This is a genomic window from Actinocorallia sp. A-T 12471, assembly GCF_033875155.1.
Taxonomy (GTDB): Bacteria; Actinomycetota; Actinomycetes; order Streptosporangiales; family Streptosporangiaceae; genus Actinocorallia.
The window spans coordinates 309,442-334,154 of record NZ_JAWZTE010000006.1 but is presented as its reverse complement, the minus strand read 5'-3'; the positions used below and the strand labels follow the sequence as shown (position 1 = coordinate 334,154).

Here is a 24,713-nt window from a genome sequence, read left to right as displayed (position 1 = left end):
ACGTCGGCACTCGAATCCACGCCCGGGGGCGGGCAAAGGGCGGGAAGCGACGTGGCCTCCCGCCCTTTCGGCGTCCCGCTAACGGACGGGGGCCAGGCACAGCACATATCCCGGCTTGCCCACCTCCCCCCGCCAGAAGAAGGTCTCGGCGTCGGTGAAGGACGCGCAGATCGAGGCGGCGTCCGTCTGCGCCTGGGTCTGTGTCTTGTTCGGCACCCGGCCGACGATCCGGTGGTCGGCTGACGGGTCGGCGCAGTCCACGAGCTCGACGTTCTGGCCCCCGGCGTTCCGGACGCAGTCGCCCGACTTCGCCCGGTCCGGACTCATCAGGGCGGCGTTGACCGCGAAGTAGGAGCACCCGCCCATCGTGAGCAAGGCGAGTACGGAAAGGATCTTCTTCAGCATCGCAAGGTCTTCTCATTCATCGAGGCGTGCCTTTTCAGTGCAGGCGGACGCCGACGGCTTCGAGGTATTCCGCGGGGGCGGCGAGGGTTTCGCCGGCCGCCTTGTCGTAACGGCGGGCGACGTCGGCGAGCGCGGTGGAGAAACGCGCGAGGTCTTCCTCGGAGAGCGAGCCGGAAAGGCGCGTGATCGGTCCGTAGTAGCGGCGGAACCATTCCGAGAAGTGCTCGGGCGAACGGTAGCGGAACACGTAGTGCCGCTTGGTGAACGTCCACGCGACGCGCTCGCCGAAGAGGGTGTTCAGGTGCTCCTCGGTGCCCCACAGGGTGGCCGGGCGGACGCCGGGGGGCGGCGGCGCGAACGCGCCGACCGTGCGGAACATCGCGCCGACCATGCCCTCGGGCGTCCATGACGCGAGCGCGATCCGCCCGCCGACCTCGGTCACCCTGACGAGCTCGTCGGCGGCCCGCTGGTGGTCGGGCGCGAACATGACGCCGACCGTGCTGAGCACCGCGTCGAAGGACTCGGCGGGGAAGGGCAGCTCCTCGGCGTCGCCCTCCACGAAGGTGACCGGCGCGTTCGACGCGGTGGCCTTGACGCGGCCCCGCGCGAGCAGGGGCGCGGCGTAGTCGAGGCCGGTCGCGTCGGCGAACCTGAGCGCGGCCGCGATGGCGGCGTTGCCCTGCCCGCAGGCGACGTCGAGGACGCGCTCGCCCGCTTGGACGTCGGCGGCCTCGACCAGCAGTTCGGCGATGATCTGGAGGGTGTTGCCGACCCGGGTGTAGTCGCCGGTCTCCCATCCGGTCCGCTGGGCGGCCTTGATCGACGCGAAGTGGGTCGCCGTGTTCGTCATGGTGTCTCCTTTTCTGGCCGGCGACCGGTCGGCCGCCATGCCGCAGATGTTCACCGGGCCCGGTTGTCGGCGGGTTGCCGCGCGACGACAGGGGGAAATTCAAGAAGGGCCCAGAATTGAGTCTGCGGCATTCCCCTGACGTGTCACTGACGCGGCACTGAAATCCGCTGACGTGCCCCGCGAGAATCGAAATAACGACTGGACACCGGTCTTTTCCCGCCCGCATAGTGCACTCATACGCATGACGGCCAGGGGGTGGAGGGGAATGAACGGACCGCTGACGGCCGAGCGTGAACGCGCCGTCGGAAAGGACCGGGCGTCCGCCGCCCTGTGGGCCGTCGATCTGCTCGGCCCCCTCGAGGCGCGCCGGGCGGGCCTGCCCGTCGAGCTGCCGCCGCGCCGGCGCAGCGTGCTCGCCCTGCTCGCGCTCAGGGCGGGCACCCTGGTCACCGACGACGGCCTCGTCGACGCCCTGTGGGGCCGCGACGCCCCGCAGACCGCGGTGCGCACCCTGCACAGCCACATCGCCAAGCTCGGCGCGGCGCTGTCGACCGACGGCGCGCGGCTGATCCGGCGGCGCGGCCCCGGGTACCTCCTCGAGGCCGACACCGTGCGCGTCGACCGCGTCGGCTTCGAGTCGCTGACCTCCGACGGCCTGCGCTACCTCGCCCAAGGACGCTGCGCCGAGGCGGCGCGGGCGCTCACCGGCGCGCTCGCGCTGTGGCGCGGCGACCCGCTGTCGGACGCCCCGGTCCACGAGTGGGCGCTGACCGAGGTCGACTACCTGCGCGGCCTCCGGCTCCAGGCGGGCGAGGGCCTGTTCGCGGCCCGGCTCGTCGCGGGGCCGCATGCCGCGGCGGCCGTCGCGGAGATCGAGCGGCTCGTCGCCGAGGAGCCGTTGCGCGAGCGGCTGTGGGAGCTGCTGATCGTCGCGCTGCACCTCGGCGGACGCACCGGCGACGCCCTCGACGCCTACCAGCGGGCCCGCCGCAGGCTCGTTGACGAGCTCGGCATCGACCCCGGCGAGGGGCTGCGCCATGTGGAGGAGGGCGTCCTGCGCGGTTCGGCCGACGCCCGCGCGCTGCTGCGGCTCGCGCCCGAGGCGGCGCGGGTGCGTGGCCAGGGCCCGACCGGGCCGCTGAGCCTTCCGCAGCAGGTCAGCGCGCTCGTCGGCAGGGAAGCCGACCTCGCCGAGACCGCCGGGCTGCTGCGCGCCGCCCGGCTCGTGACGCTCACCGGCTTCGGCGGGACGGGCAAGTCACGGCTCGCCGTCGCCGCCGCCCGCGAGGCTGCCCCCGAGTTCAGCGAGGTCGTCTTCCTCGACGTGGCGGGCCTCGCCGACGAGAGCGTCCTCGACGCGGTCGCCGCCGCGCTCGGCGTCCCCGCGCACGGCCCGGACCCCGTGCTTGACCGGATCGCCCGGCGCGTCGCCTATGACCATGTCCTCCTCGTCCTCGATGACTGCGAGCGCCTGGCGGGGGCCTGCGCGCTCGCCGTCCGGGAACTGCTCGGCCGCTGCCCGCACCTGCGCGTGCTCGCCACGAGCCAGGAGGCGCTGCGCGTACCGGGCGAGGCGCTGAAGCCGGTCGCGCCGCTGCGCTTCCCCAACCCCGCGCTGGTCCGCACGGGAGCCGACCTCGCGGGGTACGCGGCGGCCGACCTCTTCGCCGAACGGGCGCGGCTCGGCTGCCTCGAGGCGCTCGCCGCGCCGGACGCCCGGGCCGTCGCGGAGATCTGCGCCCGCTGCCACGGCCTGCCGCTCGCCCTCGAGCTCGCCGCCGCGCGGCCCCTCGGCCTGACCGAACTCGCCGACCTGCTGCGCGATCCGTTCGCGGTGCTTGACGGCGGCAGGTTCGGCGCGCGTCCGCACCACCGGGCGCTGCGCGAGACCGCCGAGTGGAGCTACCTGCTGCTCAGCCCGCGCGAGCGCAGGGCACTGCGCGCGCTCAGCGTGTTCGGCGGCGCGTTCACCCTTGACGACGTCGCGGCCGTGCACGTCGAGACGCCCGCCCTCGAGCTGGTGACGCGGCTCGCCGACCGGTCCCTGTTGACGTCGGCGCGGACGGAGGGCGGCACCCGTTACGAGCTGGTCGACGCCGTCCGCAGGTATGCGGCCGAACGGCTCGCGGCGCGTCCCGACGAGCGGCGGCAGGCCCGTCGCGACCACGCCTCCCGGTACCGGAGCCGCGCCGAGGAGATCGAACGGCACCTGCGGGGGCCGCGCCTCGGGGCGCTGATGACGGAGATCGCCGCGCGGCACGACGATGTACGGGCCGCGCTCGACTGGCTGACCCGCGACGACCCGGAGGGCGCGTTGCGGCTCGCGGCGTCCCTGTGGCGTTACCACGAGATGCGCGGCGGGGCCGTCGAGGGCGTCCGGTGGCTTGACGGGGTGCTGGCGGCGAGTCCGCGTGACGTCGCGGCGACCGCGCGGGCGAAGGCGCTGTGGGCGTCGGCGAAGCTCACGGCCCTGGGCGGCGGCTACGGCGACGCCGTCGGCAAGGCGGAACAGGCGCTCGACCTGTTCCGCCGCGAGCACGACGACGCGGGGACGGCCCGCGCGCTCGCCCTGCTCGGGAAGATCGCCGCCGAGCGCGGCGACTACGAGCGCGCGCTGGAGTTCGGTCGCGGGTCACGGGACACGGCCGTGCGCTGCGGCGACGGCAGGGCGGTCGGGCACGCGCTGCGGCTGCTCGGCTCGGCGTCGTGGCTGGCGGGCGACCCGGCCTCCGCGCTGCGGCACTCGGCCGAGGCCGCGCACCACTTCCGGCTGGCGGGCGACCGGGAACGGCTGTCCCGGTGCCGGCTCGACCTCGGCGCCGCCGCCCTGTACTCCGACGACCCGGAGACCGCCTCCGGACGGCTCCAGGAAGCCCTTCTCCTCGCCTTCGAACTCCGCTCAAGGGAGGGCGTGGCCTGGGCCGAACACCTCCGCGCGCTGGTCGACCTGCGCCGAGGCGACCACGACCGCGCATTGCGCCGACTGACGACCGCCCTCGGCCTCTTCCACGAGCTCGGCGTCCGGTGGCGTCAGGCGAGCGTCCTCGACGCGCTCGCCGCGGCCCTCACCGGACGCGCGCCGATCCTCGCCGCCGAACTCCTGGGCACCGCCGAACAGATCCGCGCCGACCTGGCGATCCCCGTCCCGGCGTGTGAACGGCCCGCGCTGGCCGGGACCACCGCGGCCCTCCAGACCCACCTCGACGCCGCCACCCTCAAGGCCGCGCGAACGCTGGGCCGCTGGCACCAGATCACTCACCTGCGCCGGCATCTGTCCGACCTTCTCGGGTGATCAGGCGGGGGATCACCCGAGTGCCGAACTGGGTGATCGTCTGGAGGACGCCGTCCTGGTCGGCGGCGTCCGCGCACACGACGAGCACGAGGTGGCCGACGCCGTACGCCTCGGTCAGCGCCGCGACCTGCTCGCCCACGCCGTCGGGGGTGCCGAGGAGCAGCACGCCTGAGGCGATGAGCTGGTGCAGGTTGTACGACGCGGCGTCCTGCGGGCTCAGGGGCTCGAAGAGGCCGAGCGCGCCGAGCCTGTCGCGCACGAACGGCATGGCACGCTCGGCCGTGCGCAACGCCTGCTCGTACGTCGGCGCGACGGAGAGCAGACGGCACAGCGCGACGCCGTGGGCGTCGGCGCCGAAAGCGCTCGCGGCGCGCGTGTAGGTCTCGGTCACCTCGCGGACGCGGTGCGGCTGCGTCGCGGTGGTGATCAGCGCGCTGCCGACGCGGGCCGCCCAGGTGACGGTTTCCGGATCATCCAGGACCGTGGTGTAAAGCGGCGGATGCGGGGTCTGGAGGGGCTTGGGGGCGATGCCGACCGCCGACATGACGCCGTCGCGCACCCCGGCGCGCAGCAGCCCGGACGTCGGAGGGGTCCAGGCGGTCTCGGGCGGCGGGAACTTGAGGAAGTTCCCGTCGTAGGCGAACAGGTTCTCGGTCCACGCCAGGAGCATGATCTCGAACCACTCCTCGAACACGTCGCGGTTGCGGCGGTCGGCGGCCGCGTCGTCGGTGCCGGCCGCGCCGACCCCGTACGGGCGGCCCAGGACGTCGGTGGAGCGTGTGCGGTAGCCGCGGGTGAGGCCGACGTCGAGGCGTCCGCCGGTGAGGTGGTCGGCGACCGCGATGTCCTCGGCGAGCCGCAGCGGGTTCCAGGCGGGCAGGACAAGGCCCATCTGCCCGTGCCGCAACCGCCGCGTGTACTGCGCGAGGTGGACGTTCAGCAGCAGCGGGTTCGGCGTCACCTGGAAGCCCTCGACCTCGAAGTGCTGCTCGGCGAGCATCAGCGACGTCCAGCCGCTCTCGTCGGCGGCGACGGCCTGCTCGCGCAAACGCGCCACGGCAGCCCCGTACAGCTGCGGCTCGAGGCCGAGCAACCCGGTGCCGAGCCGGTCGGCCGGGCCGACGGTCACGGGGGAGAAGAGGGAGAACTTCACGACATGTCCTTCCGGCGAGGCTCGTCAGCCCATCCTCCGCAGGGCGGCTGACGACCCGCTGACCCGGCGCTGACGCCGTCGCCACGCCCGGCGGCAACCGGACGGCAACCGCGGTCGCGCATCGTTCTTCCCAGCGCGCGCCGCCCCGGGGAGTGGGTATCTGCCCGGGTGTCCCATCCGGTCCTGAACCGGGGCGGCCCGCGTGCGGGGCGGGGATCCAGATGGGAGGATCCCCGCTTCCGTGCGTCGAGGACGCCCCCGCGCGCGGGGACGTCCTCGATGGGGTGGGTTGTCAGAAGACCGGTAGGAACTGGCGCTTCACCACGTTCGACTTGATCGTGTAGTAGGTGTTGTTCGGCCGTTGGAACCGGGTCTCGGTGTAGACCTCGTCGCGGCTCGCGCCGTCCTCGTTGAGCACCACCGCGCTGACGACGAAGCTGGTGGCCGCTCCGACCGTCGTGGTGTTGGTGAGGTAGTCGTCGAGGTCGGGCCAGTCCTCACCCCACACGATGATCTGGGTCGCCTTGTCCGCCGGCTTGTCCGGGGTGCACCGGTTGTTGATGGTGTAGGTGGACTTGTTCACCTGCTTGATCGACAGCCCGCACCACCCCGTCCCCTGCGCCTCCACCGGCGTCGCCACGAGCCCCGCCGCCACCGCGACCGCCGCCAGCCCGACGCCCTTCTTCTTGCCGCTCCCGAACATGATCTCTCCCTCTCCGGAACGCGCGTCCCCCGCACATTCCTCGTGAAAGATGTGTAAGTCACCGCAGTTGCCACCCGGTTGCCAGTCGGGGGGCCGGTCAGGTGACTGGGGTGGGGCGGTGGGGGGCCGCTTAGCGTGCGGCGGCATGACCACTGATGTCGGCGAACTGCCGAAGACCAATTGGGGCGCGGTGCTCGTGCTCGCGCTCGCGACGTTGGCGGCGGCGAGCGAGGTCTCGTTGTCGTCGTTCACGCTGCCGCTGATCGCCGCGGAGTTCGGGGTCGCGCCGGGGGCGACGGCCTGGGTGCTGCTGGCGTACACCTTGCCTTCGGCGGCGTTGGCGCTGCCCGCGGGCAGATGGGTGGACGGGGCGGATCTGCGGCGGGTCTACCTTCTGGGGCTCGCCGGGATCGGGGGGCTCAGCGTGCTCGGGGTGCTCGCGCCGAATCTGCCGTCGCTGCTCGCCGCGCGGGTGCTGCTCGGGCTGGTGAGCGTCGTGTTCATGGCGTGCACGACGCCCGCGCTCGTGCGCGCGGTGCGGCCGGAGGAGCGCGGGCGGGCGATGGGCTGGCTGATGGCCGTCATGACGCTCGGGGCCACCGGGGCCGCGCCGCTGGGCGGCTGGGTCGCCGCCGAGTTCGGGTGGCGCGCGGTGTTCCTGATCAAGATGCCGCTGCTGGTCGTCGTGATGGCGGCGGGCGCGCGGCTGCTGCGGCGCGGGGACGGGCGGCTTCCCCTGCCGGGGCGCGGGCTGCTGGTGGAAGGCGTGGTGCTCGGCGGCGCGATGACGGCGCTCGTCCTGTCGGTCGAGCTGCTCGACACCGGGCTCGTCGCGGCGACGGTCGTCCTCGCGGCGGCCGTGGCGCTCGGCGTGGTCTGGGCACGGTTGCGGGCGTCGCGGCCGGTCGTGGCGGTGCTGCGGTCGGCGGCGGCCGGGCTGCCCGCGCTGGTGCTCGCGCTGTTCGCCGTCTCGACCGGCCTGACGTCGTTCGTCCTCCCGTACTTCGTCGCCGACGTCATGGGCGCCGACCCCGGCCTGCTCGGTACCGCGGTGCTGTGCTGGGTCGGGGTGATGTCCCTTGTCACGCCCGTCGCGGGCGGGCTGGTCGACCGAGTCGGGGCGCTGCCCGTCGCCGTCGTGGGGTCCGCGCTGGTGGGCGCGGGGATTCTGCTGCACCTGCCCCTGGACGCCGACGCCGGGCTCGCCGACCTCGCCTGGCGGCTCGCGCTGCTCGGCCTCGGCGCTGGGCTGCTGAACCCGGCGGTGACCACGGCGGTGCTGCGGTCCGTGCCGGACGAGCAGGCCGGGGTCGCGGGCGGCCTGACCACCACGGCACGGACCGTCGGGCTCGTGCTGGCCCCAGCGGTGTCGGCGGCGGCCTGGAGCGCCGTGGGGTTCCACGGCGCGGTCGGGCTGCTGGCGGGGATCGCGGGCGCGGCGTTCGCGGTGGCCGTCGCGGCCGCCGTCACAGGTCGCCGGACCCGGTCATCCGACTGAGGCGCGGCCACACCCCGGCTCCCTAGCGTCAGCGGCATGAAAGCGATCCGCATCCACGCGTTCGGTCCGGAAGAGCGACTCCACCTAGACGACGTCCCCATGCCCGAGCCAGGTCCCGGTCAGGTCCGCATCGCGGTCCGGGCGGCCGGCGTGCACGTGCTCGACGCGTTCCTGCACGAGGGCGACCCGGCGAAGATCCCCTTCCCGGTGCCCGACCTGCCCGTCACCCCCGGACGTGAGGTCGCGGGCGTGGTCGACGCGCTCGGCGACGGCGTCGCCGCGGCGTGGCTGGGCCGGAGGGTCGTCACGCACCTCGGCCTCGTCAACGCGGGGTACGCGGAGTTCGCCGTCCGGGAGGTGGACGCGCTCTTCCCCGTCCCGGACGTTCTGGACTTTCCCGCCGCGATCACCATGGTCGGCACAGGCCGTGCCGCGCTGGGCATCTGGCGGTCGACGGAGGTCGGGGCGGGTGACACCGTCCTGATCACCTCGGCCGCCGGGGGCGTCGGCACGCTGCTCGTGCAGCTCGCCAAAGCCGCGGGCGCGACGGTGGTCGGCGCGGCGGGGGGACCGGCGAAGACCGCGCGCGTCCGCGCGGCGGGGGCCGACCGGGCCGTCGACTACCTGCTGCCCGGCTGGGCCAAGGAGGCGGGCGAGGTGAGCGTCGTCTTCGACGGGGTCGGCGGCGAGGTCGGCCGTACCGCGTTCGAACTGCTCGGACCGGGCGGCATCCACGTGCTGCACGGGTGGGCGGAGGAGATCACGGCGTTCACGTCGGCCGAGCTGCGCGACCGTGCCGTCAGCGCGGTGTACGCGCTCGGGCCGAGGATGGCGCGCAGGCCGGGCGGGATGCGCGCCCTCCAGGAGGAGGCGCTCGCCGAGGCGGTGGCCGGACGGCTCGTGCCCGCCGTCACCACGTTCCCGCTCGCCGACGCCGCCGCCGCGCACGCGGCGCTGCGCGGTCGGAAGACCGTCGGGAAAGTGGTACTTCTGCCGTGATTGCCCTGTGCGGTCGGCTTTGGCGGGATTTTTCGGACGCCGGGGCGGAGGATCGCCGTTCCGTCCGCCTAGGCTGACCGCATGATCTACGGCCGCGAGCGGGAGGCCAGGGTCCTCGCCGGCTCGCTTGACGCAGCACGTTCCGGACACGGCACGGCGCTCGTGCTGCGCGGTGAGGCGGGGATCGGGAAGTCGGCGCTCCTGTGCGACGTCTCCGAGCGTGCGGGGGCGGAGGGCGACATGCTCGTCCTGACGGCCATCGGCGTCGAGACCGAGCAGGACCTTCCCTTCGCGGGGCTGCACATGCTGCTCGCGCCCGTCGCCGACCGGATCGACGCGCTGCCGGAACGGCAGGCCGCGGTCCTGCACACCGCGCTCGGCACCGCCGACGGGCCCGTCGGCGACAGGTTCCAGACCGCCATCGCGCTGCACGCCCTGCTGAACCTGCTCGCCGCCGAACAACCGGTGCTCTGCGTCATTGACGACGCGCACTGGATCGACGCGTCGTCCGCCGACGCGCTGCTCTTCACGGCACGCAGGCTGCGTGACGAAGGGGCCGTCATGCTGTTCGCGGCGCGCGACGGGCACGCGCCCGCGTTCCCCGCCCCGGGGATTCCCGAACTGATCCTGCCCCGGCTCGACCGGGAGTCTTCGGCGGCGCTCCTCGCCGACCACGCGCCCGGTCTGTCGCGTCAGGTGAGCGAGCTCGTGTTGCGGGAGGCCGCGGGAAATCCGCTGGCGTTGAAGGAACTTCCCACCGCGCACCGCGAAGGCGCGCTGGAACCGTTCGGGTCGGTGATCGGCGCCGACCGGGTCAGGCACGGGTTCACCGAGCGCGTCGCGAATCTGCCGTCGAAGTCGCGTGCGTTGATCCTGCTCGCGGCGCTCGACGGGAGCGGCGACCTGCACACGCTCGTCCGGGCGGCCGCGCATCTCGACGCGGGCCTGGCCGATCTGGAACCCGCCGAGCGCAAGGGGCTGCTTGTCGCCGCCGACGACCGCGTCTCCTTCCCGCACCCGCTCATCCGGTCGGCGGCCGTGCAGTCTGCGTCGCTCGCCGAGCGGCTTGCCGCCCACGCGGCGCTCGCCGAAGCCCTGGTCGGGGACAGCCCGGACTGCTTCGTTCGGCGGACGCTGCACCTTGCCGCCGCGACGACCGGGCCCGACGAATCCGTCGCCCAGGAGGTCGAGGAGAGCGCGAGCTGTGGCCGAGGCCAGGCCGCCTACGGCACCGCGGCCGCGACCTATGAGCGCGCCGCCCGGCTCAGCCCCGCCCCCGCCGACCGCGGCCGCAGGCTCGCCTTGGCCGCCCGCGCCGCCGCCGACGCGGGCGACGCGCCGCGCGCCGCCGCACTCGCCGAGCAGGCGACGCCGCTCGTGGCCGACCCGGCCGTGCGCGCGGGGCTCGCCCAGATCAGCGCGCTCGACCCGTACTTCCGCGGCAACCCCGGCACCGCGGCCCGCCTCCTGATCGACGGAGCCGGGCAGGCCGCCGCGCACGAACCCGTCAAAGCGGCGTTCATGCTGCTGGACGGCACCGGCACCGCGTGGGTCAGCGGACAGCACTCGACGGTCCGGGCCGCGCTCGCCACGACGGAAGCGCTGCGGCTGCCCGACGACGCCGTCGACGCCCACACGCTGCGCGACGCCGCGGCCGGGCTCGCCCGCGTCGCCCTGGGGGAGCCCGGCATCCCCGCGCTGCACGCCCTCTACACCGGCGACGTGCTCCGCCAGCTCGCCCCACTGGAACGCGCCTGCGCGCTGGAGTGGGTCATCGCGACCGGCGACCTCCCCCTCGCCGAGCACCTGCTGTCCGAGCTCGCCGACGAGTACCGCGCGACCGCGACCGGCGCGCTGCCCGAGGTCCTGCGCGACCTCACCCGCGTCCGCCTGCTCCGCGGCCACCTGCACGACGCGGACGCCACAGCGCGCGCCGCCGAACGCATCGCCGAGGAGACCGACCAGCCCTTCTTCGCCGCCGAGGCCCGCGACCTCCGCGCCACCATCGCCGCCTGGCAAGGCACCCCCACCCCCTGGCAGGGCACCCCCACCACGCCGCCGCCCGAGCTCGCGCTCGCGCTCGCGCTCGCCGACGGCACGCCGTCCTACGGCACGCCTTCCGCCGGAACGCCGCTCTACGGCACGCTGTCCGCCGACGGCATGCCCTCCGACGGCACGCTGTCCGCCCACGGCACGCCGTCCGCAGCTGCGCGCGCCGCCGCGCCCCCCGCCGCGCCCCCCGCCGCGCGCGCCGTCCTCGCGCTGTCCCGCGGCGACCTCGACGACGCGCTCGCGCTCCTCGACGTGGTCACCCAGACCGAACTGCCGAACGTCATGACCCGCTACCTCGCCCTCGACCGAGTCGAGGTCCTCGCCAGGCTGGGCCGCCCGGACGACGCCCGCGCCGCCCTCGACGCCGTCACCCCGTGGGCCGCGGAAACCGGCCAGGACTGGGCCCGCGGCCTCCTCGCCCGCGCCGAAGCCCACCTCTCCCCCGACCCGTCCCCCCTCTGGGCCGAAGCCCTCACCCACCTCGCCTCCTCACCCCGCCCCCTGGAGCACGCCCGCACCCTCCTCGGCCACGGTTCCTGGCTCCGCCGCACCGGCCACCCCAGCGCCGCCCGCCCCTCCCTGCGCACCGCCGCCGAGACCTTCACCTCCCTGGGCGCGACCCTCTGGGCCGACCGAGCCCGCGCCGAACTCCGCGCCGCCGGCGACAGCGGCCCCCTCCCCTCCACCCCACCCACCGCCGCCCTCTCCCCCCAAGAACGCCGCGTGGTCCGCCTTGCCGCCGCCGGCCTCACCAACCGCCAAATCGGCGAACGCCTCTTCCTCAGCCCCCGAACCGTCGGCTACCACCTCTACAACGCCTACCCCAAACTAGGCATAAGCTCCCGAATCGAACTCCCCCACCTAACCCTCCCCAACCCCTAGCCGCCCGTCGGCGATGCCTCATGCTCCCGCGCCGGAAAGCACGTGCTTTGCTTTGAGGAGGGCGTGTTTGTTGGTGGTGAGGAGTTCGGTGATCGGGCCTTCGTACATGTGGAGTGCGGTGGTGTAGTAGCGGTCTTCGAGGGTGCGTCGTTGGGGGGCGTAGTCTGTTTCGGTCTCGCATTCTGCGTCGGCGACGGCCAGGGCGATCTCTTTTTTGTGGGCGTCGGCTGGTGTGGTCTGGGTTGTGAACTCGGTTGCCTTGGTGCGGGCGGTTTCGGGGTCGGGGAAATCGCCGAGGCCCTTGGCCTTCACGCATGCCGCCCAGGTCGCGTTGAGGGTCTTCAGGGTTGGGTCTGCTCGGATTTGGCGTTGGGCTTCGAGGGGGAGGGTGCCGGCGAAGTTGACGACTCTGATCTCGAGTTCGACGGAGCCGTAGAGCGTTGCCTTGGCTTCGGCGAGGCAGCCGTTGCCGTTGACGCCGATGCTTTCGCCGTTGGGCAGGTCGACCTGTACTGCGGCGGAGTCGTCGCCGAAGTAGGCGGCCTGCCATTTGGCCTGGTCGGAGGCTGAGAGGCCGCCGTTGCCAGGGTCGGTTTCCGTGGCGATCTTGTCGTTGGCCGGGTCCTTTGGATATCCGTGGCGCTTGGCTTCGGCGACGGGCTGGCCGTAGGGCTCGACGGTCATCGTCGGGGCGACGTCGCTCGTCGGGGAAGGGCTCTTGATGTAGGTGAACCCGGCCTTCGTCATGCACCGGCGGACGAGTTCCTCCTGGGCCGCGTGCCTGAGGGCCATGCCGTCCCAAAGGCCGCGTATCGCGTCGCGCGCGCCGGGGTCGGGTTCGGCGGGCAGCGTCCACCCGGGGGAGGTCCGCGGCGGGGGCTCATCGCCCGGCGAGCATGCCGCGCAGGCGATGAGCATGCCGCTGACGAGGGGGACGACGACCAGACGACGCATACTGACCTCTTTCCGCTGCCGTGGGGGGTTCGGCCGGGTATCAGAGTGTCCGACACCGCAGGGGAAAGATCGCAGTTTGAGATTTTCGGCGACGTGAGACGCGGACTACCTGAAGGACGGGGCCAGGTGGGGGTGCTTCGCGGCGTAGGCGGCGGTGGTGGGCCGCATCAGGCCGGAGCGGGTGACGACGCTGGGGCCGGCGTAAGGCGGGGAGGGCAGTGACGCGTCCGGGGTGGTGATCGCGACGGCTAGGTGGTCAAGGTGGATGTGGAGGGAGGCGGTCATCGGGAGGACCGCGTCCTGCGGCGCGAAGGGCCCGTAGCTGACGTGGAGGGCGTCCTCCTCGAGCGTGTAGGAGAGGGTGAGGTCGGGCGAGAGCTTCGGGTGGGTCGTGGTCCAGCGGAAGACGAGCGTGTGCGGCGGTTCGCAGCGGACGACCTTGCCGAGGGCGAACGCGTTCGCCCCGGGGTTGAGGTGCGCGTAGACGGTCGCGCCTTCGCGCAGCTCGGGGAAGAACTCGACGGGGTGCTGCCACAGGACGAGGCGGCGCGGGTCGGTCAGCGCGGCCCAGACGGCGTCGGCGGGATGGGCCACGGGACGGGAGAACTCGATCCAGCGGCCGTCGGCGTCGTCGCGGATGACGCCGTCCGGGAGGGACTCTTCGGACGCGGACATGGGCGGCTCCTCGGGCGTTTCGGGGCGGGCACACGTAATCATCATGATGATTTACGTGTCTCACTTTACAGGACACATGTCCTGAATCAAGGGGTTCCCTCGCACGTCACCCGAAGGGCCGAGCCGCCGAAGCCGTCCGTCCAAGGCCGGAAAGCGCCGTGTAAGCGCAGGTCAACGACGTCGCCCTGTCAGGAACAGCCCGTCGGACAGCCTGACAACACGATCTTGTTGCGGACGCGCGAACGGGGGCGGGAGGGTTGGGGGCGTTGGCCGGGAAGCGTGGGGAGAGCGATGAATGTGAGATCTTGGCGCGTGGGCGTCGGTGCTGCCGGGGTCTGTCTGATCGCCTCGCTGGTCGGCGGAGCCGGGAGCTCGGCGGTGCAGGCCGCCGACGGAGACGGCCGCGCGCTGCCGACGGTCGACATGGAGGCCGTCGTCAAGGCGGCGCAGATCGATCCGCGGCGCGCGGACAGCAAACTGACCCCGGGAGCCAAGGCGAGCGTGCTGCTTGTGGAGAGGGCGTTGCGGGATCGGAAGCTGCTCGCGGCCAAGTGGGTCGACGGATACTTCGGGACGACGACCGTCGCGGCCTACGCGAAGTTCCAGAAGTCGCTCGGCTACAAGGGTCTCGCCGCCAACGGGCTGCCGGGGAAGTCCTCGCTCGCCAAGCTCGGGGCCGGCAGGTTCAAGGTGAAGCGGGCGATCGGGCCCGGCGGCAAGGTGAAGAGCGGCGGCGTCGTCCTCAACGCGCGGACGCGCGACATGCTCGCCGCCGCCAAGAAGCTGCACGGGCGCAAGCTCGTGCTCGACCAGGGCTCCTACAACCCCGGCGGCGACCCGACGTCGGCCGGGACGCATGACGGCGGCGGCGTCGTCGACATCTCGGTGAAGGGGATGAACGCCGCGACGCGCACCGCGGTCGTGCGCGCGCTACGCCGCGTCGGCTTCGCCGCGTGGGTACGCGACCCGTCGCAGGCCGACTGGCCGTGGCACATCCACGCCGTCGCCATCAGCGACACCGACCTCTCCGGCCAGGCCCAGGGCCAGGTCGGCGACTACTACCTCGGCCTCAACGGGCTCGCCGGACGCGGCAAGGACGACGGCCCGAAGGTGGCCATCCGCACCTGGGAGGAGTACCAGCGTCGCTGATTCCCCCGCAGACCCAGGTTCAACGGACACAAGGAGAACAACCATGACATCGCTCAACAAGGTCCTCGCCGCCACGGCGGGCGTGCTCGCCCTCGGCGGGACGGTGCTGGTGACGGCGTCGCCCGCGTCGGCCGCGACCCGCAACGGCGTCTGCCAGACCGGTGAGTTCTGCTACTACTTCAACAGCGGCAACAAGGGTTCGGTCTCGGACTTCTCCGGCTCGGTCGCAGACTACGGCACCAAGCAGCCTTCCTGCTACGACTTCAAGGGCGCCGGAAACGGCAAGGGGAAGTGCATCAAGAACGAGGCCGCCTCGGTCTGGAACCGCAGCAGCAAGACCGTCCGGGTCTATTACAACAGCGGTTACAAGGGCTCCTACCAGGACTTCAAGCCCGGCGCGAAGGGCAACCTGAGCAAGACCCTGAAGAACCAGAACGCGTCGCACAAGTTCAACCCGTCGGCGTCGACCCCGTCGGGCAAGACCAACATGTCGACCGCGCTGTACAAGGCGAGCGGCGGTTACATCAGCTGTGGCTTCGACGGCTACACCACCACGCCCGGACGCCACGAGGGCATCGACTTCGTGCGCGGCCTGAACTCCAACGTGTACTCGCTGACGGCCGGCACCGTCATCAACGTGAAGTTCGGCCGCACCGGTTCCGGCGGCCTTTCCACGATCGCGATCTACAACGCGTCGCTGAAGAAGACGGTCATCTACCTGCACACCAAGCCGCGTGCGTCGCTGCGGGTCGGCCAGAGCATCAAGAAGGGCCAGGTCATCGCCGACGAGTCGTGGCGCGGGGTCGGCTCGTCCGGCGCGACGCACACGCACGTCGAGGTCAGGAACGGCAAGCAGAAGCTCGCCGCCCCGAGCGTCGGCGACGCGGTGCTGAGCAACCCGAACCCGAACTCGTTCTGGGTCTCCCAGGGCTACGCCGTCAAGTAGCGCGAGAAAAGGGACGAGCGTGACTTCACGAATTATCAGGACGCTGTCGCGGTTCGCCGCGACGGCCGCCGCGATGGCCGTCGGCGGAATGGTGCTCGCCACCGCCGCGCCGGTCTCCGCGGCCTCGCGGAACGGCGTCTGTCAGACCGGTGAGTTCTGCTACTACTTCAACAGCAACAACAAGGGTTCGGTCTCGGACTTCTCCGGCTCGGTCGCAGACTACGGCACCAAGCAGCCCTCGTGCTACGACTTCAAGGGCGCCGGAAACGGCAAGGGGAAGTGCATCAAGAACGAGGCGGCCTCGGTCTGGAACCGCAGCGCCAAAACCGTGCGGGTGTACTTCAACAGCAAGTACAAGGGCGCTTACCAGGACTTCAGGCCCGGTGCGAAGGGAAACCTCGAGACGGGGCTGAAGAACCAGAACGCCTCGCACAAATTCCTGAGCTCGACCCCGACCACCCCGACCGGCTGCAAGACCGACGGCACCCACACCAAGCCCCCGTCCACGATCCTGGTCTACCGGGCGTCGCTGAACCGGGTCGAGCGTGTGGCGTTCAAGACCTATGTCAAGAACGTCCTGCCGAACGAGTGGTACGCGAGCTGGCCGAAGGAGTCGCTGCGCGCCGGGGCGATCGCCGTCAAGAACTACGGCTGGTACTGGGCGCTGCACTCGACGCGCAAGACCGCGAGCGGCAAGTGCTTCGACGTGTGGGACCACACGAACAGCCAGGTCTACAAGCCGGGCTCGGCGCAGCCGTCGACCAGCGCGGCGGTCGACGCGACGTGGGGCAAGAAGCTCACCCGCGGCGGCAAGATCTACCAGGCCCAGTACTGCGCGACGACGACGGCGTGCAGCTCCTGGTGGGTGGACGGCGAGTGGATGTCGCAGCAGGGTTCGCGTGACAGGGCGCGGTCCGGCTGGAGCCACTCCAAGATCCTGAAGTACTACTACAAGGGCGTCACCCTGAAGTAGCCGCAAGACAAGGCCCCGGTCTCCCGCTGACGCGGGGGGCCGGGGTCAGTCCACGATGATCTGGAAGTTGAGCGGCCTGCTGCCGGGGAACACGAGCGCGCCCGTGGCGTCGGCCATCTTGAACCGCACGTAGCACATGCCCGGTTTGCGGGGCGTGGTGATCTCCGTCCGGATGTCGACCATCTCGCCGGGGCGGGTGTCCTTGATGGGCACGTCGGTGATGGTCTGGCAGTGCTCGGGCAGCTGCGGCACGTCGAGGCGGCGCAGCGAGTACCCCCGCCACGTGACCGTCCCGACGTTCTTGATCCGCCACACCTTGGTGACGGTCTCGCCCTGCCCGACGTGCGTGCAGTCGGGCAGCGTGATGTCGGCGATGAAGACCGAGGCGTCGCCCCTGGTGGCGGGCGGGGCCGAGGGCGGGTTCGTCGGGATGACGGGGCAGTCGGCGGCGGTCAGCGCGGGCGTGGTGAGGCCGTCGGACGGTTTGCGGTTGTCGGGCTCGCCGTCCATGACGGCCGCGGCGAGCACCACCGCGCCGACGCCGACGACCGCGGTGGCCAGCGCCGCCGCGACGGTCCGGTTCGACCTTCCCCGCTTCGGCGCGGGCTCGGGCGGTGCGACGGGCGACGCCACCGCGACCTGGACGGGCCGCGCCTCCTCGCCCCCGCCGACGGGGGCCTCGACCCGCGCCGGGACGCTCCCCGCCCGCACCGCGAGGTTCGCGCTCTCCCACCGCTCGCGGAACAGCGCGGGATCGGCCCCGCACGCCTTGACGAACTCGACGGTCGTCTCCCAGCTCGGCAACCGGTTGCCCTTGGTCGCCTCATGCAGGGTGGTGTGGGAGATGGCCCCCGACCTTCCGGACATCTCACGGAACGGGGGATTGCCGACCGATGCGCGCAGCTCCCGCAGCGCCGCCGCGAAGCCCGCGACCGCCTCGGCCCGTGCACGCCTGTCGTCCACGCCGACGAAGCTAACAGCACCCTCGTCCCCACTCAACTCCGGAGTAACCACCCGGGGGCGTCGGTCAGGCGGCGAGGGCGTCACGCAGGAACGACGCGGTCGCCTCGACGGCGTCGGTGATGTGGGGTTCGGTGTCGTAGAGATCGATGTGCTCGCGGGCGTCGAGCCAGTGGAGGCGTTTCGGCCCCGTCGCGCGGGCGTGCAGCGCGCGGGCGAGGTCGGGGGAGCAGTAGGCGTCTGTCCTGCCGTGTACGACGAGAAGGGGGGTCGCGCCGAGGAGGTCGGCGGAGGACAGCGCGTCGAATGTCATCAAAGAGTGCAGGGAGCCTCGGGTGACGCTGTTCGTCCAGTGCGGGGACGTTGAGCGGGACGTCCCGTAGTACGCGTAAGGCTCGTCGCCGCCCATCGCGGCTTCCCCTCCGTCGGCTGCTACGGCGGGAAGGAACTCGTCATAGCGGGCGAGGAATCCCGCGAGGGCGTCACGGTAGGACTCGACGCCCATCGAACGCACCACGCTCGCCGGGCTGTTGTACGCCCCCGCGACGCCCACGACGGCCTGCACCCTCGGGTCCGACGCCGCCGCGCGCACCGCGTACCCGCCGCCCAGGCAGACCCCGACGACGGCGACCGCGCCCACGTCGTCGCGGGCGGCAAGGAAGCCGACGGCGTCGCGCAGATCCTCGAGCTTGCCCTGGACGTCCTCGTGGCCACGGCGTCCGCCGCTCTCGCCGAAGCCCCGGTGGTCGAACGCGAGCGTGGCGAACCCCGCGTCCGTCAGCCGCTCGGCGTACACCCCGACGACCTGTTCCTTCACCCCGGTGAACGGGCCGGTGAGAACGACGCCGGGCCACGGCCCGGCCCCGGACGGCAGCCGGACGATCCCGACAAGCCCGGCGGAACCGAAGACGACGCGTTCGCTCACCGCCGCGCGGCGCTTGACTTTAGGCTCACTCATGGGCGGACGCTAACCCCGTCGGCCCCCGCCCAGAAAGAAGGCACTTCAAGGTGCCCTTCACCCCCGGGAGGCCCCGTGTCGCTGGTGATCCCCGACGTGATCGAGGAGGCGTGCGCGACCCGTCAGGCGCTGGAACGGCTCGGCTCGAAGTGGCGCATCCTGCTCGTCTACGCGCTGCTCGCCGGGCCGCAACGCCACTCCGAGCTGCGCAGGCGCGTCCCCGGCGTCACCCAGAAGATGCTGACCGAGACGCTGCGCGGCATGGAGTCCGACGGGCTCGTCGCCAGGCGCGTGCTCAAGGAGAGCGCGCCGCAGCACGTCGAGTACGCGCTGACGCCGCTGGGCAGGACCCTCCAGGAACCCCTCGCCGCGATCTGCGCCTGGGCGACCGCCAACCCGCCGGGCCGCTGACGCGGTCGCGGCGGGCCCCGCCCGTGGGGGATCATCGCGGGTAGGCCGCGGGTGCGCGGCCGTCCAGGACCGGTGAGGGGAGAAGGCGTGGACGCGGGGATCACGGGGACCGAGCAGTGGGCGGGGCTGCGCAAGCACTTCACGGAACTCGAAGGCAGGACGCTCAGGGAGCTGTTCGCCGAAGACCCGGGACGGGTCGCGAGGATGGGGCTTGAGGCGGGCAGCCTGTTCCTCGACTACTCCAAGCACCGCGCGACCGACGAGACCGTCGGGCTGCTCGTGGCGCTGGCCGAGCGCGCGGGCCTGCGCGACGCGATCACCCGCATGTTCCGGGGCGACCACATCAACGTCAGCGAGGACCGGGCCGTGCTGCACACCGCGCTCCGGCTGCCCGCCGACGCCGCCCTCGAGGTCGACGGCCAGGACGTCGTCGCCGACGTGCACGCCGTCCTTGACAAGATGGCCGCGTTCGCCGACCGGATCAGGTCGAAGGAGTGGCGCGGCGCGACGGGCTCGCCGATCGCGACCGTCGTCAACATCGGCATCGGCGGCTCCGACCTCGGCCCGGCGATGGCGTACGAGGCGCTGCTCGACTTCGCCGACGCGGGCATCGAGGCGCGTTTCGTGTCGAACATCGACCCCGCCGACATCGAGGGCAAACTCCGCGGACTCGACCCCGCGACCACGCTCTTCGTCGTCAGCTCCAAGACCTTCACCACCATCGAGACGCTGACGAACGCGCGGGTGGCGCGCCGCTGGCTTGTGGAAGCGCTCGGCGAGGACGCGGTAGGCAAGCACTTCGCTGCCGTCTCCACCAACGCCGAGAAGGTCGCCGAGTTCGGCATCGACACCGCGAACATGTTCGGCTTCTGGGACTGGGTCGGCGGCCGCTACTCCTTCGACGGGGCCATCGGCCTGTCGCTGATGATCGCGGTCGGTCCCGCCGCGTTCCGCGAGATGCTCGCCGGCTTCCACACCATCGACGAGCACTTCAGGACCGCGCCGTTCGAGAAGAACATGCCGGTGCTGATGGGGATGCTCGGCATCTGGTACACCGACTTCTTCGGCGCGCAGACAAGGGCCGTGCTTCCGTACGCGCAACGGCTGCACAGGTTCCCCGCCTACCTTCAGCAGCTGACGATGGAGTCGAACGGCAAGTCCGTCAAGGCCGACGGCAGCCCCGTCGAGGTCGACACCGGCGAGATCTTCTGGGGCGAACCCGGCACGAACGGGCAGCACGCGTTCTACCAGCTCCTGCACCAGGGCACCCGCCTGGTCCCCGCCGACTTCATCGGGTTCGCCGAGCCGTTCGCCGACCCCGCCGGGATGCACGACATCCTCACCGCGAACCTGCTGGCCCAGACGTCGGCGCTGGCGTTCGGCAAGACCGCCGAGGAGATCGCCGCCGAGGGCACGCCGCCGGAGATCGTCCCGCACAAGGTGATGCCGGGGAACCGGCCGACGTCCACGATCCTCGCGCCGAAGCTGACGCCGCGCGTGCTGGGGGAACTGGTCGCCTTGTACGAGCATGTCGTGTTCGTCGAAGGCGTCGTGTGGGGGATCGACTCGTTCGACCAGTGGGGCGTCGAGCTGGGCAAGAAGCTCGCGCTCGGCCTCGAACCCGCCCTGACCGCCGAGGAACCGCCCGCGGACTTCGCGGACGCGTCAACCGAGAACCTTGTGCGCAGGTACCGCGCGCTGAGAGGACGACGAGTATGACCGACGCGCCCATCCGGGCCGACGCGCTCGTGCTGTTTGGCATCACCGGCAACCTCGCCTACAAGATGCTGCTGCCCGCCCTGTACCGGCTCAGCGCGGGCGGAGTGCTCGACCTGCCGATCGTCGGCGTCGCCAAGACCGACCTCGACCTCGACGGGCTGCGCGCGCGGGCCCGTCAGGCGTGCGGGGACGACGTTGACGAGGCGGCGTTCGCGAAGTTCGCCGGGAATCTGAGCCTCATCGCGGGCGACTACGCCGACCCCGCGACGTTCGCGGCCGTCCGCGAGGCGACCCGTGACGCCGGGTTCGTCACGCACTATCTGGCGATTCCGCCGTCCCTGTTCGCGACCGTCGCCGAAGGGCTCGCCGCCGAGGGGCTGAACGCCGACTCCCGGCTCGTCGTGGAGAAGCCGTTCGGGCACGACGCCGCCTCCGCGCTCGCGCTCAACGAGGAGATGCTGCGCCACTTCGACGAGGACCACCTCCGCCGCGTCGACCACTTCCTCGGCAAGGAACCCATCGAGGACCTCCTGGTGTTCCGTTTCGGCAACATGTTCCTCGAGCCGATCTGGAACCGCACTGTCGTCAAGAACGTGCAGATCACCATGGCCGAGGACTTCGACGTCTCCGACCGGGGGTCCTTCTACGACGCCAACGGGACGATCCGCGACGTCGTCCAGAACCACCTCCTGCAGATCCTCGCGATCCTGGCCATGGACGCGCCGCCGTCACGTGACGCGCGGGCGTTCATCGACGAGAAGTGGCGGGTGCTGCGCGCGGTCCGCTCGCCCGGCCCCGACGACGTCGTGCGCGGGCAGTACGAGGGCTACCTCGACACCGAGGGCGTCCGGGCCGACTCCACGACCGAGACGTATGTGGCGATGCGGCTGTTCATCGACAACTGGCGCTGGGCCGGGGTGCCGTTCTACATCCGCTCCGGCAAGGCGCTGCCCGAGACCGACCTCGAGGTGGTGGCCGAGCTCGTGCCGCCGCCCGTCCACCTGTTCGACGGCGACCTCCAGCCGAACCTCATCAGGTTCCGCATCCAGCCCGACGCCGGGATCACCCTCGACGTCCTGGTCAAGGAGCCCGGCCAGAACTCGACGCGCCGGATTCCGCTGCACGTCGACTTCACCAAGGCGCTCGGCCCGATGGAGGCCGCCTACCAGCGCATCCTCGCCGACGCCGTCAGCGGCGACCCGCGCCGCTTCGTCCGCTTCGACCTCGCCGAAGAATCCTGGCGCATAGTCCAACCCCTCCTCAACGCCACAACCCCACCCCACCCCTACCCCAAGGGCACCTGGGGCCCCAAAGCCGCCGAATCCCTCACCCCCTGGCACCCCATCTCCACAACCTTCGACTAACCCACCCCCCACGGACCCCAACCCCACAGACCCACGACCCACCACACCCACCCAACCCACCCAACCCACGGACACCCGACCCCGCGGACCCACGACCCACCACGCCCGCCCAACCCACCGCGCGCGCCAACACCCGCCGCACCCACCCAACCCACCGCGCCCACGGACACCCGACCCCATGGGCCCACGACCCACCGCGCCCATCCAAGCCACCGCGCCCACCGCGCCCACCGCCCGCGCCAACACCCCCACATACCGCGCCGCACAGCACGCCCGCGTACCCCCGCGAGCAAACCCGGGCCCTGCGCCGCAGGGCCCCGAGTCTCTCCCCGCAGTCCCGAAGGGACTGCGGGAAGGCCCGGGCCCTGTGTGGCGGAAGGCTGAGCCTCACGGGAGGACAAGGCGCGCGCTTACGCGGCCCGGGCCCCTGTGCGGCGGGGGGGCTGAGCCTCACGGGAGGACAAGGCGCGCCTACGCGGCCCGGGCTCCTGGGGGCTGAGCGAGTGCCGTGAGAGCCCGACGCCGTGGTCTTCTCCCTCGCAGTCCCGAAGGGACTGCGAGGGAACCCGGGTGGCTGCGCTGTGGGTCTGGCGACGCGGTCGAGCCTGTGGGCGGGCGGGTGAGAGGTAGGAGACGGGGCGGGTGGGGGCGGGGTCGGGCGGGTCAGGGCTTGGCGTGGGTGGCGGGGCGGCGGCGGGCGGTGAGGAGCAGGCCGGCGACGCCGCCGAGGGCGAGGCCGACCGCGCCGGTGATGAGCGCGACGCCCTTGGGGTCCTGCCCGGACAGGGCCGAGGTCCCCGCGGCGGGCGTCGTGTCCGACAGCGCCGCCGCGCCGTGGTGGTCGTGGGCCGCGGCGGCGGGCGGGCACGACTCCGTGGGCTTCGGCTTGGGCTTGCCGGGCCTGGTCGGCTTCGCCGACGGGGTCTGGGAAGGCGCGGCGGTCGGCGTCACGGTCGCCCCGCCCCCGGTCCCGCCCCCGGGCGCGGTCGTCCCGCCGCCATTCCCGCTGCCGCCGTCCCCGGCGCTGCCGTTCCCGGCGCTGCCGGAGTCGCCCGCGCCGAGCACGACGTCGGAGCAGGAGTAGAAGGCTTCGGGACTGTCGGTGCGCTGCCAGATCGCATAGATCAGGTGCCGCCCGGTCTTGCCCGCGGGGACCCTGCCGGACAGCTGGTAGTAGCCGCCCGACGCCGTCGGCGACGGGGCCTTCACGAACGGCTCGCTCTCCAGGTCGGCCCAGGTGAGCGGCTTGGACGCGTCATACCCGTCCCTGGTGATGAAGAGCTCGAAGCCCCCCTTGTGCACCGCGGTCACCCTGAACTTGAACGTGTAGTCAGCTCCGGCCTTGAGCCGGGTCGCCGGCCAGTCCGCGCGGGCGAGGTCGAGCCCGCGGAACGCCGGGTTCCCCGCGCTGCACAGCCGCCCGTCCGGAACCACCTGCCGGTGCCTGCCCGCGGCGTCGCCGATCCGCACCCCGTTCCAGTCGTAGAACTGCTGCGCCCCACCCGCCGCGACAGCCGCCTTGCACGCCGCCGAACTCGGGTTCTCCGGATTCTCCTGGTAACACCCCAGCACCCGGCTCAACGGAAACTCCAGCGCCCCGTGCGCCCCCGCCGGCCCGCCGACCAGCGCCACCCCCGCCGTCACCCCAACACAGACAAGAACCTTCACATACCCGCCCACGGGCGCCTCCTCGGCGAACAGAATGGTCCAACCCGCCAAATGCTAGGCCCCCAAACCCCCCTCTCCCCGCCCCCTTCAGCACCTCTTAATCCCCCCATCACCACCCCCTAAAAAAACAATTCCCACCCCCCACCCCACAATTCTTAACCCCCCCATATCCCCACCTTAACCCTCCCCTAACCCCCTCCAACAACCCCCACCCTCCCTTCCCTTCCCCCCTCGCCCGCCCCCGCCCGCCGCCTCCCCCTCCCCACCCCCACCCCCACAACCCTCCACCCCCCTCCCACACGGCGTCCCGCCCTGCGCGCCTCCCGCCTCCCCCTCCCACCCCACAAACCTCGACCCCCCTCCCACCCCCGCGCGGTATCCCACCCCCGCGCGGTATCCCACCCCCGCGCGGCCGCGCCTACGCGCCTCCTGCGCCTGCGCGGCGTCCCACTCCCGCGCGGCGTCCCGCCCCTGCGAGCCTCCCGCGCCAGCGTCTCCCGCGCCTCCCGTCCCTGTGCGGCGTCCCGCCCCTGCGCGGGCCTCCCGCGCCTACGTGCTCCCGCGCCTGCGCAGCGTCCGACCCCCGTGCGGCCGCCCTTGCGCGCCTCCCGCCCCAGCTCCTCCCCCGCCTGTGCGCACCTCCTGCCTACGCGGCCGCGCCTGCGGCCTCCCGCGCCTCCCGCGCCTGTGCGGCGTCGCGTCCCGGCGCGACCGCGCCTGTGTGTCTTCCGCGCCAGCGCCTCCCGTGCCTGTGCGGGCCTCCCGCGCCTACGTGCCTCCTTTGCCTCCCATTCCTGCGCGGCGTCGCGTCCCTGCGCGGCGTCCCGCGCCAGCGTCTCCCGCACCTCCCGCCTGTGCGGCCGCGCCTGTGCGCCCTCCGCGCCGGCGTCTCCCGTGCCTCCCGTCCCTGCGCGGCGTCCTGCGCCTGTGCGTCCTTCCCGTGCATGTGCGGTGTCCCGTCCCTGCGCGCCTCCCGCGCTTGTGCGGCCTTCTCGCGCCTGTGCGGGTCTCGCGCCAGCGTGCCTCTCGCGCTTGCGCGGTGTCCCGTGCCTACGAGAGTTCCGTGCCTACGCGGGTCCCGCGCCTGTGCGGTGTCCCGCGT

General features: G+C 72.4%; 19 protein-coding genes. 10 read left to right on the top strand and 9 right to left on the bottom strand.

Features of this window, described 5'->3' with window-relative positions:
- Positions 1 to 78: 78 nt before the first annotated feature.
- Both R9X44_RS19650 and R9X44_RS19645 read right to left on the bottom strand, forming a co-directional pair.
- A complete protein-coding gene (locus tag R9X44_RS19650; RefSeq protein ID WP_319815659.1) occupies positions 79 to 405 on the bottom strand; it encodes a hypothetical protein in 327 nt (108 codons plus the stop codon).
- A 34-nt stretch (positions 406 to 439) separates the two neighbouring features.
- Positions 440 to 1,255, bottom strand: coding sequence for a class I SAM-dependent methyltransferase (locus tag R9X44_RS19645; protein ID WP_319815658.1), 816 nt, complete (start codon positions 1,253 to 1,255; stop codon positions 440 to 442).
- A gap of 265 nt (positions 1,256 to 1,520) precedes the next feature.
- Here R9X44_RS19645 and R9X44_RS19640 point away from each other — a divergent pair, with 265 nt between their 5' ends.
- Complete coding sequence (locus tag R9X44_RS19640; RefSeq protein WP_319815657.1) at positions 1,521 to 4,547, top strand: BTAD domain-containing putative transcriptional regulator; 3,027 nt, start codon at positions 1,521 to 1,523, stop codon at positions 4,545 to 4,547.
- Here the strand turns inward: R9X44_RS19640 and R9X44_RS19635 are convergent.
- Together R9X44_RS19635 and R9X44_RS19630 are read right to left on the bottom strand one after the other, a co-directional pair.
- Positions 4,507 to 5,700, bottom strand: coding sequence for an LLM class flavin-dependent oxidoreductase (locus R9X44_RS19635; RefSeq protein WP_319815656.1), 1,194 nt, complete (start codon positions 5,698 to 5,700; stop codon positions 4,507 to 4,509). The genes R9X44_RS19640 and R9X44_RS19635 overlap by 41 nt on opposite strands.
- A 292-nt stretch (positions 5,701 to 5,992) precedes the next feature.
- Positions 5,993 to 6,403 (bottom strand): hypothetical protein, encoded by a 411-nt coding sequence (locus R9X44_RS19630; protein ID WP_319815655.1) that lies wholly within the window; start codon positions 6,401 to 6,403, stop codon positions 5,993 to 5,995.
- A gap of 145 nt (positions 6,404 to 6,548) precedes the next feature.
- Here R9X44_RS19630 and R9X44_RS19625 point away from each other — a divergent pair, with 145 nt between their 5' ends.
- From R9X44_RS19625 to R9X44_RS19615, 3 genes are all read left to right on the top strand, one after another.
- On the top strand, positions 6,549 to 7,901 hold the full coding sequence (locus tag R9X44_RS19625; RefSeq protein ID WP_319815654.1) for an MFS transporter: 1,353 nt from the start codon (positions 6,549 to 6,551) through the stop codon (positions 7,899 to 7,901).
- 36 nt (positions 7,902 to 7,937) lie between these two features.
- Positions 7,938 to 8,900 carry a zinc-binding dehydrogenase gene (locus R9X44_RS19620; protein ID WP_319815653.1) on the top strand — a complete coding sequence of 321 codons (963 nt, stop codon included), beginning with the start codon at positions 7,938 to 7,940 and terminating at the stop codon, positions 8,898 to 8,900.
- Between the two features lie 81 nt (positions 8,901 to 8,981).
- Positions 8,982 to 11,834: a helix-turn-helix transcriptional regulator gene (locus tag R9X44_RS19615; RefSeq protein ID WP_319815652.1), complete on the top strand. Its 2,853-nt coding sequence runs from the start codon at positions 8,982 to 8,984 to the stop codon at positions 11,832 to 11,834.
- An 18-nt stretch (positions 11,835 to 11,852) separates the two neighbouring features.
- On the opposite strand, the gene R9X44_RS19610 is transcribed toward R9X44_RS19615, so the two are convergent.
- Positions 11,853 to 12,788 carry a hypothetical protein gene (locus R9X44_RS19610; RefSeq protein ID WP_319815651.1) on the bottom strand — a complete coding sequence of 312 codons (936 nt, stop codon included), beginning with the start codon at positions 12,786 to 12,788 and terminating at the stop codon, positions 11,853 to 11,855.
- 105 nt (positions 12,789 to 12,893) lie between these two features.
- Complete coding sequence (locus tag R9X44_RS19605) at positions 12,894 to 13,463, bottom strand: SRPBCC domain-containing protein (protein WP_319815650.1); 570 nt, start codon at positions 13,461 to 13,463, stop codon at positions 12,894 to 12,896.
- Between the two features lie 312 nt (positions 13,464 to 13,775).
- Here R9X44_RS19605 and R9X44_RS19600 point away from each other — a divergent pair, with 312 nt between their 5' ends.
- The 3 genes from R9X44_RS19600 to R9X44_RS19590 are packed head-to-tail and all read left to right on the top strand — an operon-like array spanning position 13,776 to position 16,531.
- Positions 13,776 to 14,612 carry a peptidoglycan-binding domain-containing protein gene (locus R9X44_RS19600; RefSeq protein WP_319815649.1) on the top strand — a complete coding sequence of 279 codons (837 nt, stop codon included), beginning with the start codon at positions 13,776 to 13,778 and terminating at the stop codon, positions 14,610 to 14,612.
- A 43-nt stretch (positions 14,613 to 14,655) separates the two neighbouring features.
- On the top strand, positions 14,656 to 15,558 hold the full coding sequence (locus tag R9X44_RS19595) for a peptidase inhibitor family I36 protein (protein WP_319815648.1): 903 nt from the start codon (positions 14,656 to 14,658) through the stop codon (positions 15,556 to 15,558).
- Between the two features lie 19 nt (positions 15,559 to 15,577).
- The gene (locus tag R9X44_RS19590; protein WP_319815647.1) at positions 15,578 to 16,531 is read left to right on the top strand and encodes a SpoIID/LytB domain-containing protein; all 954 of its coding nucleotides are present in this window, start codon (positions 15,578 to 15,580) and stop codon (positions 16,529 to 16,531) included.
- Positions 16,532 to 16,576: 45 nt separating this feature from the next.
- Here the strand turns inward: R9X44_RS19590 and R9X44_RS19585 are convergent, their stop codons facing one another.
- Entirely contained in the window at positions 16,577 to 17,494 is a 918-nt protein-coding gene (locus R9X44_RS19585) for an NBR1-Ig-like domain-containing protein (protein ID WP_319815646.1), read from the bottom strand.
- A 64-nt stretch (positions 17,495 to 17,558) separates the two neighbouring features.
- Positions 17,559 to 18,449 carry an alpha/beta hydrolase gene (locus R9X44_RS19580; RefSeq protein WP_319815645.1) on the bottom strand — a complete coding sequence of 297 codons (891 nt, stop codon included), beginning with the start codon at positions 18,447 to 18,449 and terminating at the stop codon, positions 17,559 to 17,561.
- Between the two features lie 75 nt (positions 18,450 to 18,524).
- On the opposite strand from R9X44_RS19580, the gene R9X44_RS19575 reads away from it, so the two are divergent.
- The 3 genes from R9X44_RS19575 (at position 18,525) to zwf (ending at position 21,943) form a co-directional block, all read left to right on the top strand.
- A complete protein-coding gene (locus R9X44_RS19575) occupies positions 18,525 to 18,860 on the top strand; it encodes a helix-turn-helix domain-containing protein (protein ID WP_319815644.1) in 336 nt (111 codons plus the stop codon).
- A gap of 87 nt (positions 18,861 to 18,947) precedes the next feature.
- Positions 18,948 to 20,579 carry a glucose-6-phosphate isomerase gene (gene pgi / locus R9X44_RS19570; protein ID WP_319815643.1) on the top strand — a complete coding sequence of 544 codons (1,632 nt, stop codon included), beginning with the start codon at positions 18,948 to 18,950 and terminating at the stop codon, positions 20,577 to 20,579.
- A complete protein-coding gene (gene zwf / locus R9X44_RS19565) occupies positions 20,576 to 21,943 on the top strand; it encodes a glucose-6-phosphate dehydrogenase (RefSeq protein ID WP_319815642.1) in 1,368 nt (455 codons plus the stop codon). The genes pgi and zwf overlap by 4 nt, the downstream gene beginning before the upstream one ends.
- A 663-nt stretch (positions 21,944 to 22,606) precedes the next feature.
- On the opposite strand, the gene R9X44_RS19560 is transcribed toward zwf, so the two are convergent.
- Positions 22,607 to 23,623, bottom strand: coding sequence for a lytic polysaccharide monooxygenase (locus tag R9X44_RS19560; RefSeq protein ID WP_319815641.1), 1,017 nt, complete (start codon positions 23,621 to 23,623; stop codon positions 22,607 to 22,609).
- Between the last annotated feature and the right edge of the window lie 1,090 nt (positions 23,624 to 24,713).

Excerpts from the sequence above, each read along its gene's own strand:
- R9X44_RS19610 (WP_319815651.1), bottom strand. The coding sequence starts at position 12,788 with ATGCGTCGTCTGGTCGTCGTCCCCCTCGTCAGCGGCATGCTCATCGCC.
- R9X44_RS19620 (WP_319815653.1), top strand. The coding sequence starts at position 7,938 with ATGAAAGCGATCCGCATCCACGCGTTCGGTCCGGAAGAGCGACTCCAC.
- R9X44_RS19630 (WP_319815655.1), bottom strand. The coding sequence starts at position 6,403 with ATGTTCGGGAGCGGCAAGAAGAAGGGCGTCGGGCTGGCGGCGGTCGCG.
- R9X44_RS19605 (WP_319815650.1), bottom strand. The coding sequence starts at position 13,463 with ATGTCCGCGTCCGAAGAGTCCCTCCCGGACGGCGTCATCCGCGACGAC.
- R9X44_RS19640 (WP_319815657.1), top strand. The coding sequence starts at position 1,521 with ATGAACGGACCGCTGACGGCCGAGCGTGAACGCGCCGTCGGAAAGGAC.
- R9X44_RS19650 (WP_319815659.1), bottom strand. The coding sequence starts at position 405 with ATGCTGAAGAAGATCCTTTCCGTACTCGCCTTGCTCACGATGGGCGGG.
- R9X44_RS19595 (WP_319815648.1), top strand. The coding sequence starts at position 14,656 with ATGACATCGCTCAACAAGGTCCTCGCCGCCACGGCGGGCGTGCTCGCC.
- zwf (WP_319815642.1), top strand. The coding sequence starts at position 20,576 with ATGACCGACGCGCCCATCCGGGCCGACGCGCTCGTGCTGTTTGGCATC.
- R9X44_RS19615 (WP_319815652.1), top strand. The coding sequence starts at position 8,982 with ATGATCTACGGCCGCGAGCGGGAGGCCAGGGTCCTCGCCGGCTCGCTT.
- R9X44_RS19580 (WP_319815645.1), bottom strand. The coding sequence starts at position 18,449 with ATGAGTGAGCCTAAAGTCAAGCGCCGCGCGGCGGTGAGCGAACGCGTC.
- R9X44_RS19625 (WP_319815654.1), top strand. The coding sequence starts at position 6,549 with ATGACCACTGATGTCGGCGAACTGCCGAAGACCAATTGGGGCGCGGTG.
- R9X44_RS19645 (WP_319815658.1), bottom strand. The coding sequence starts at position 1,255 with ATGACGAACACGGCGACCCACTTCGCGTCGATCAAGGCCGCCCAGCGG.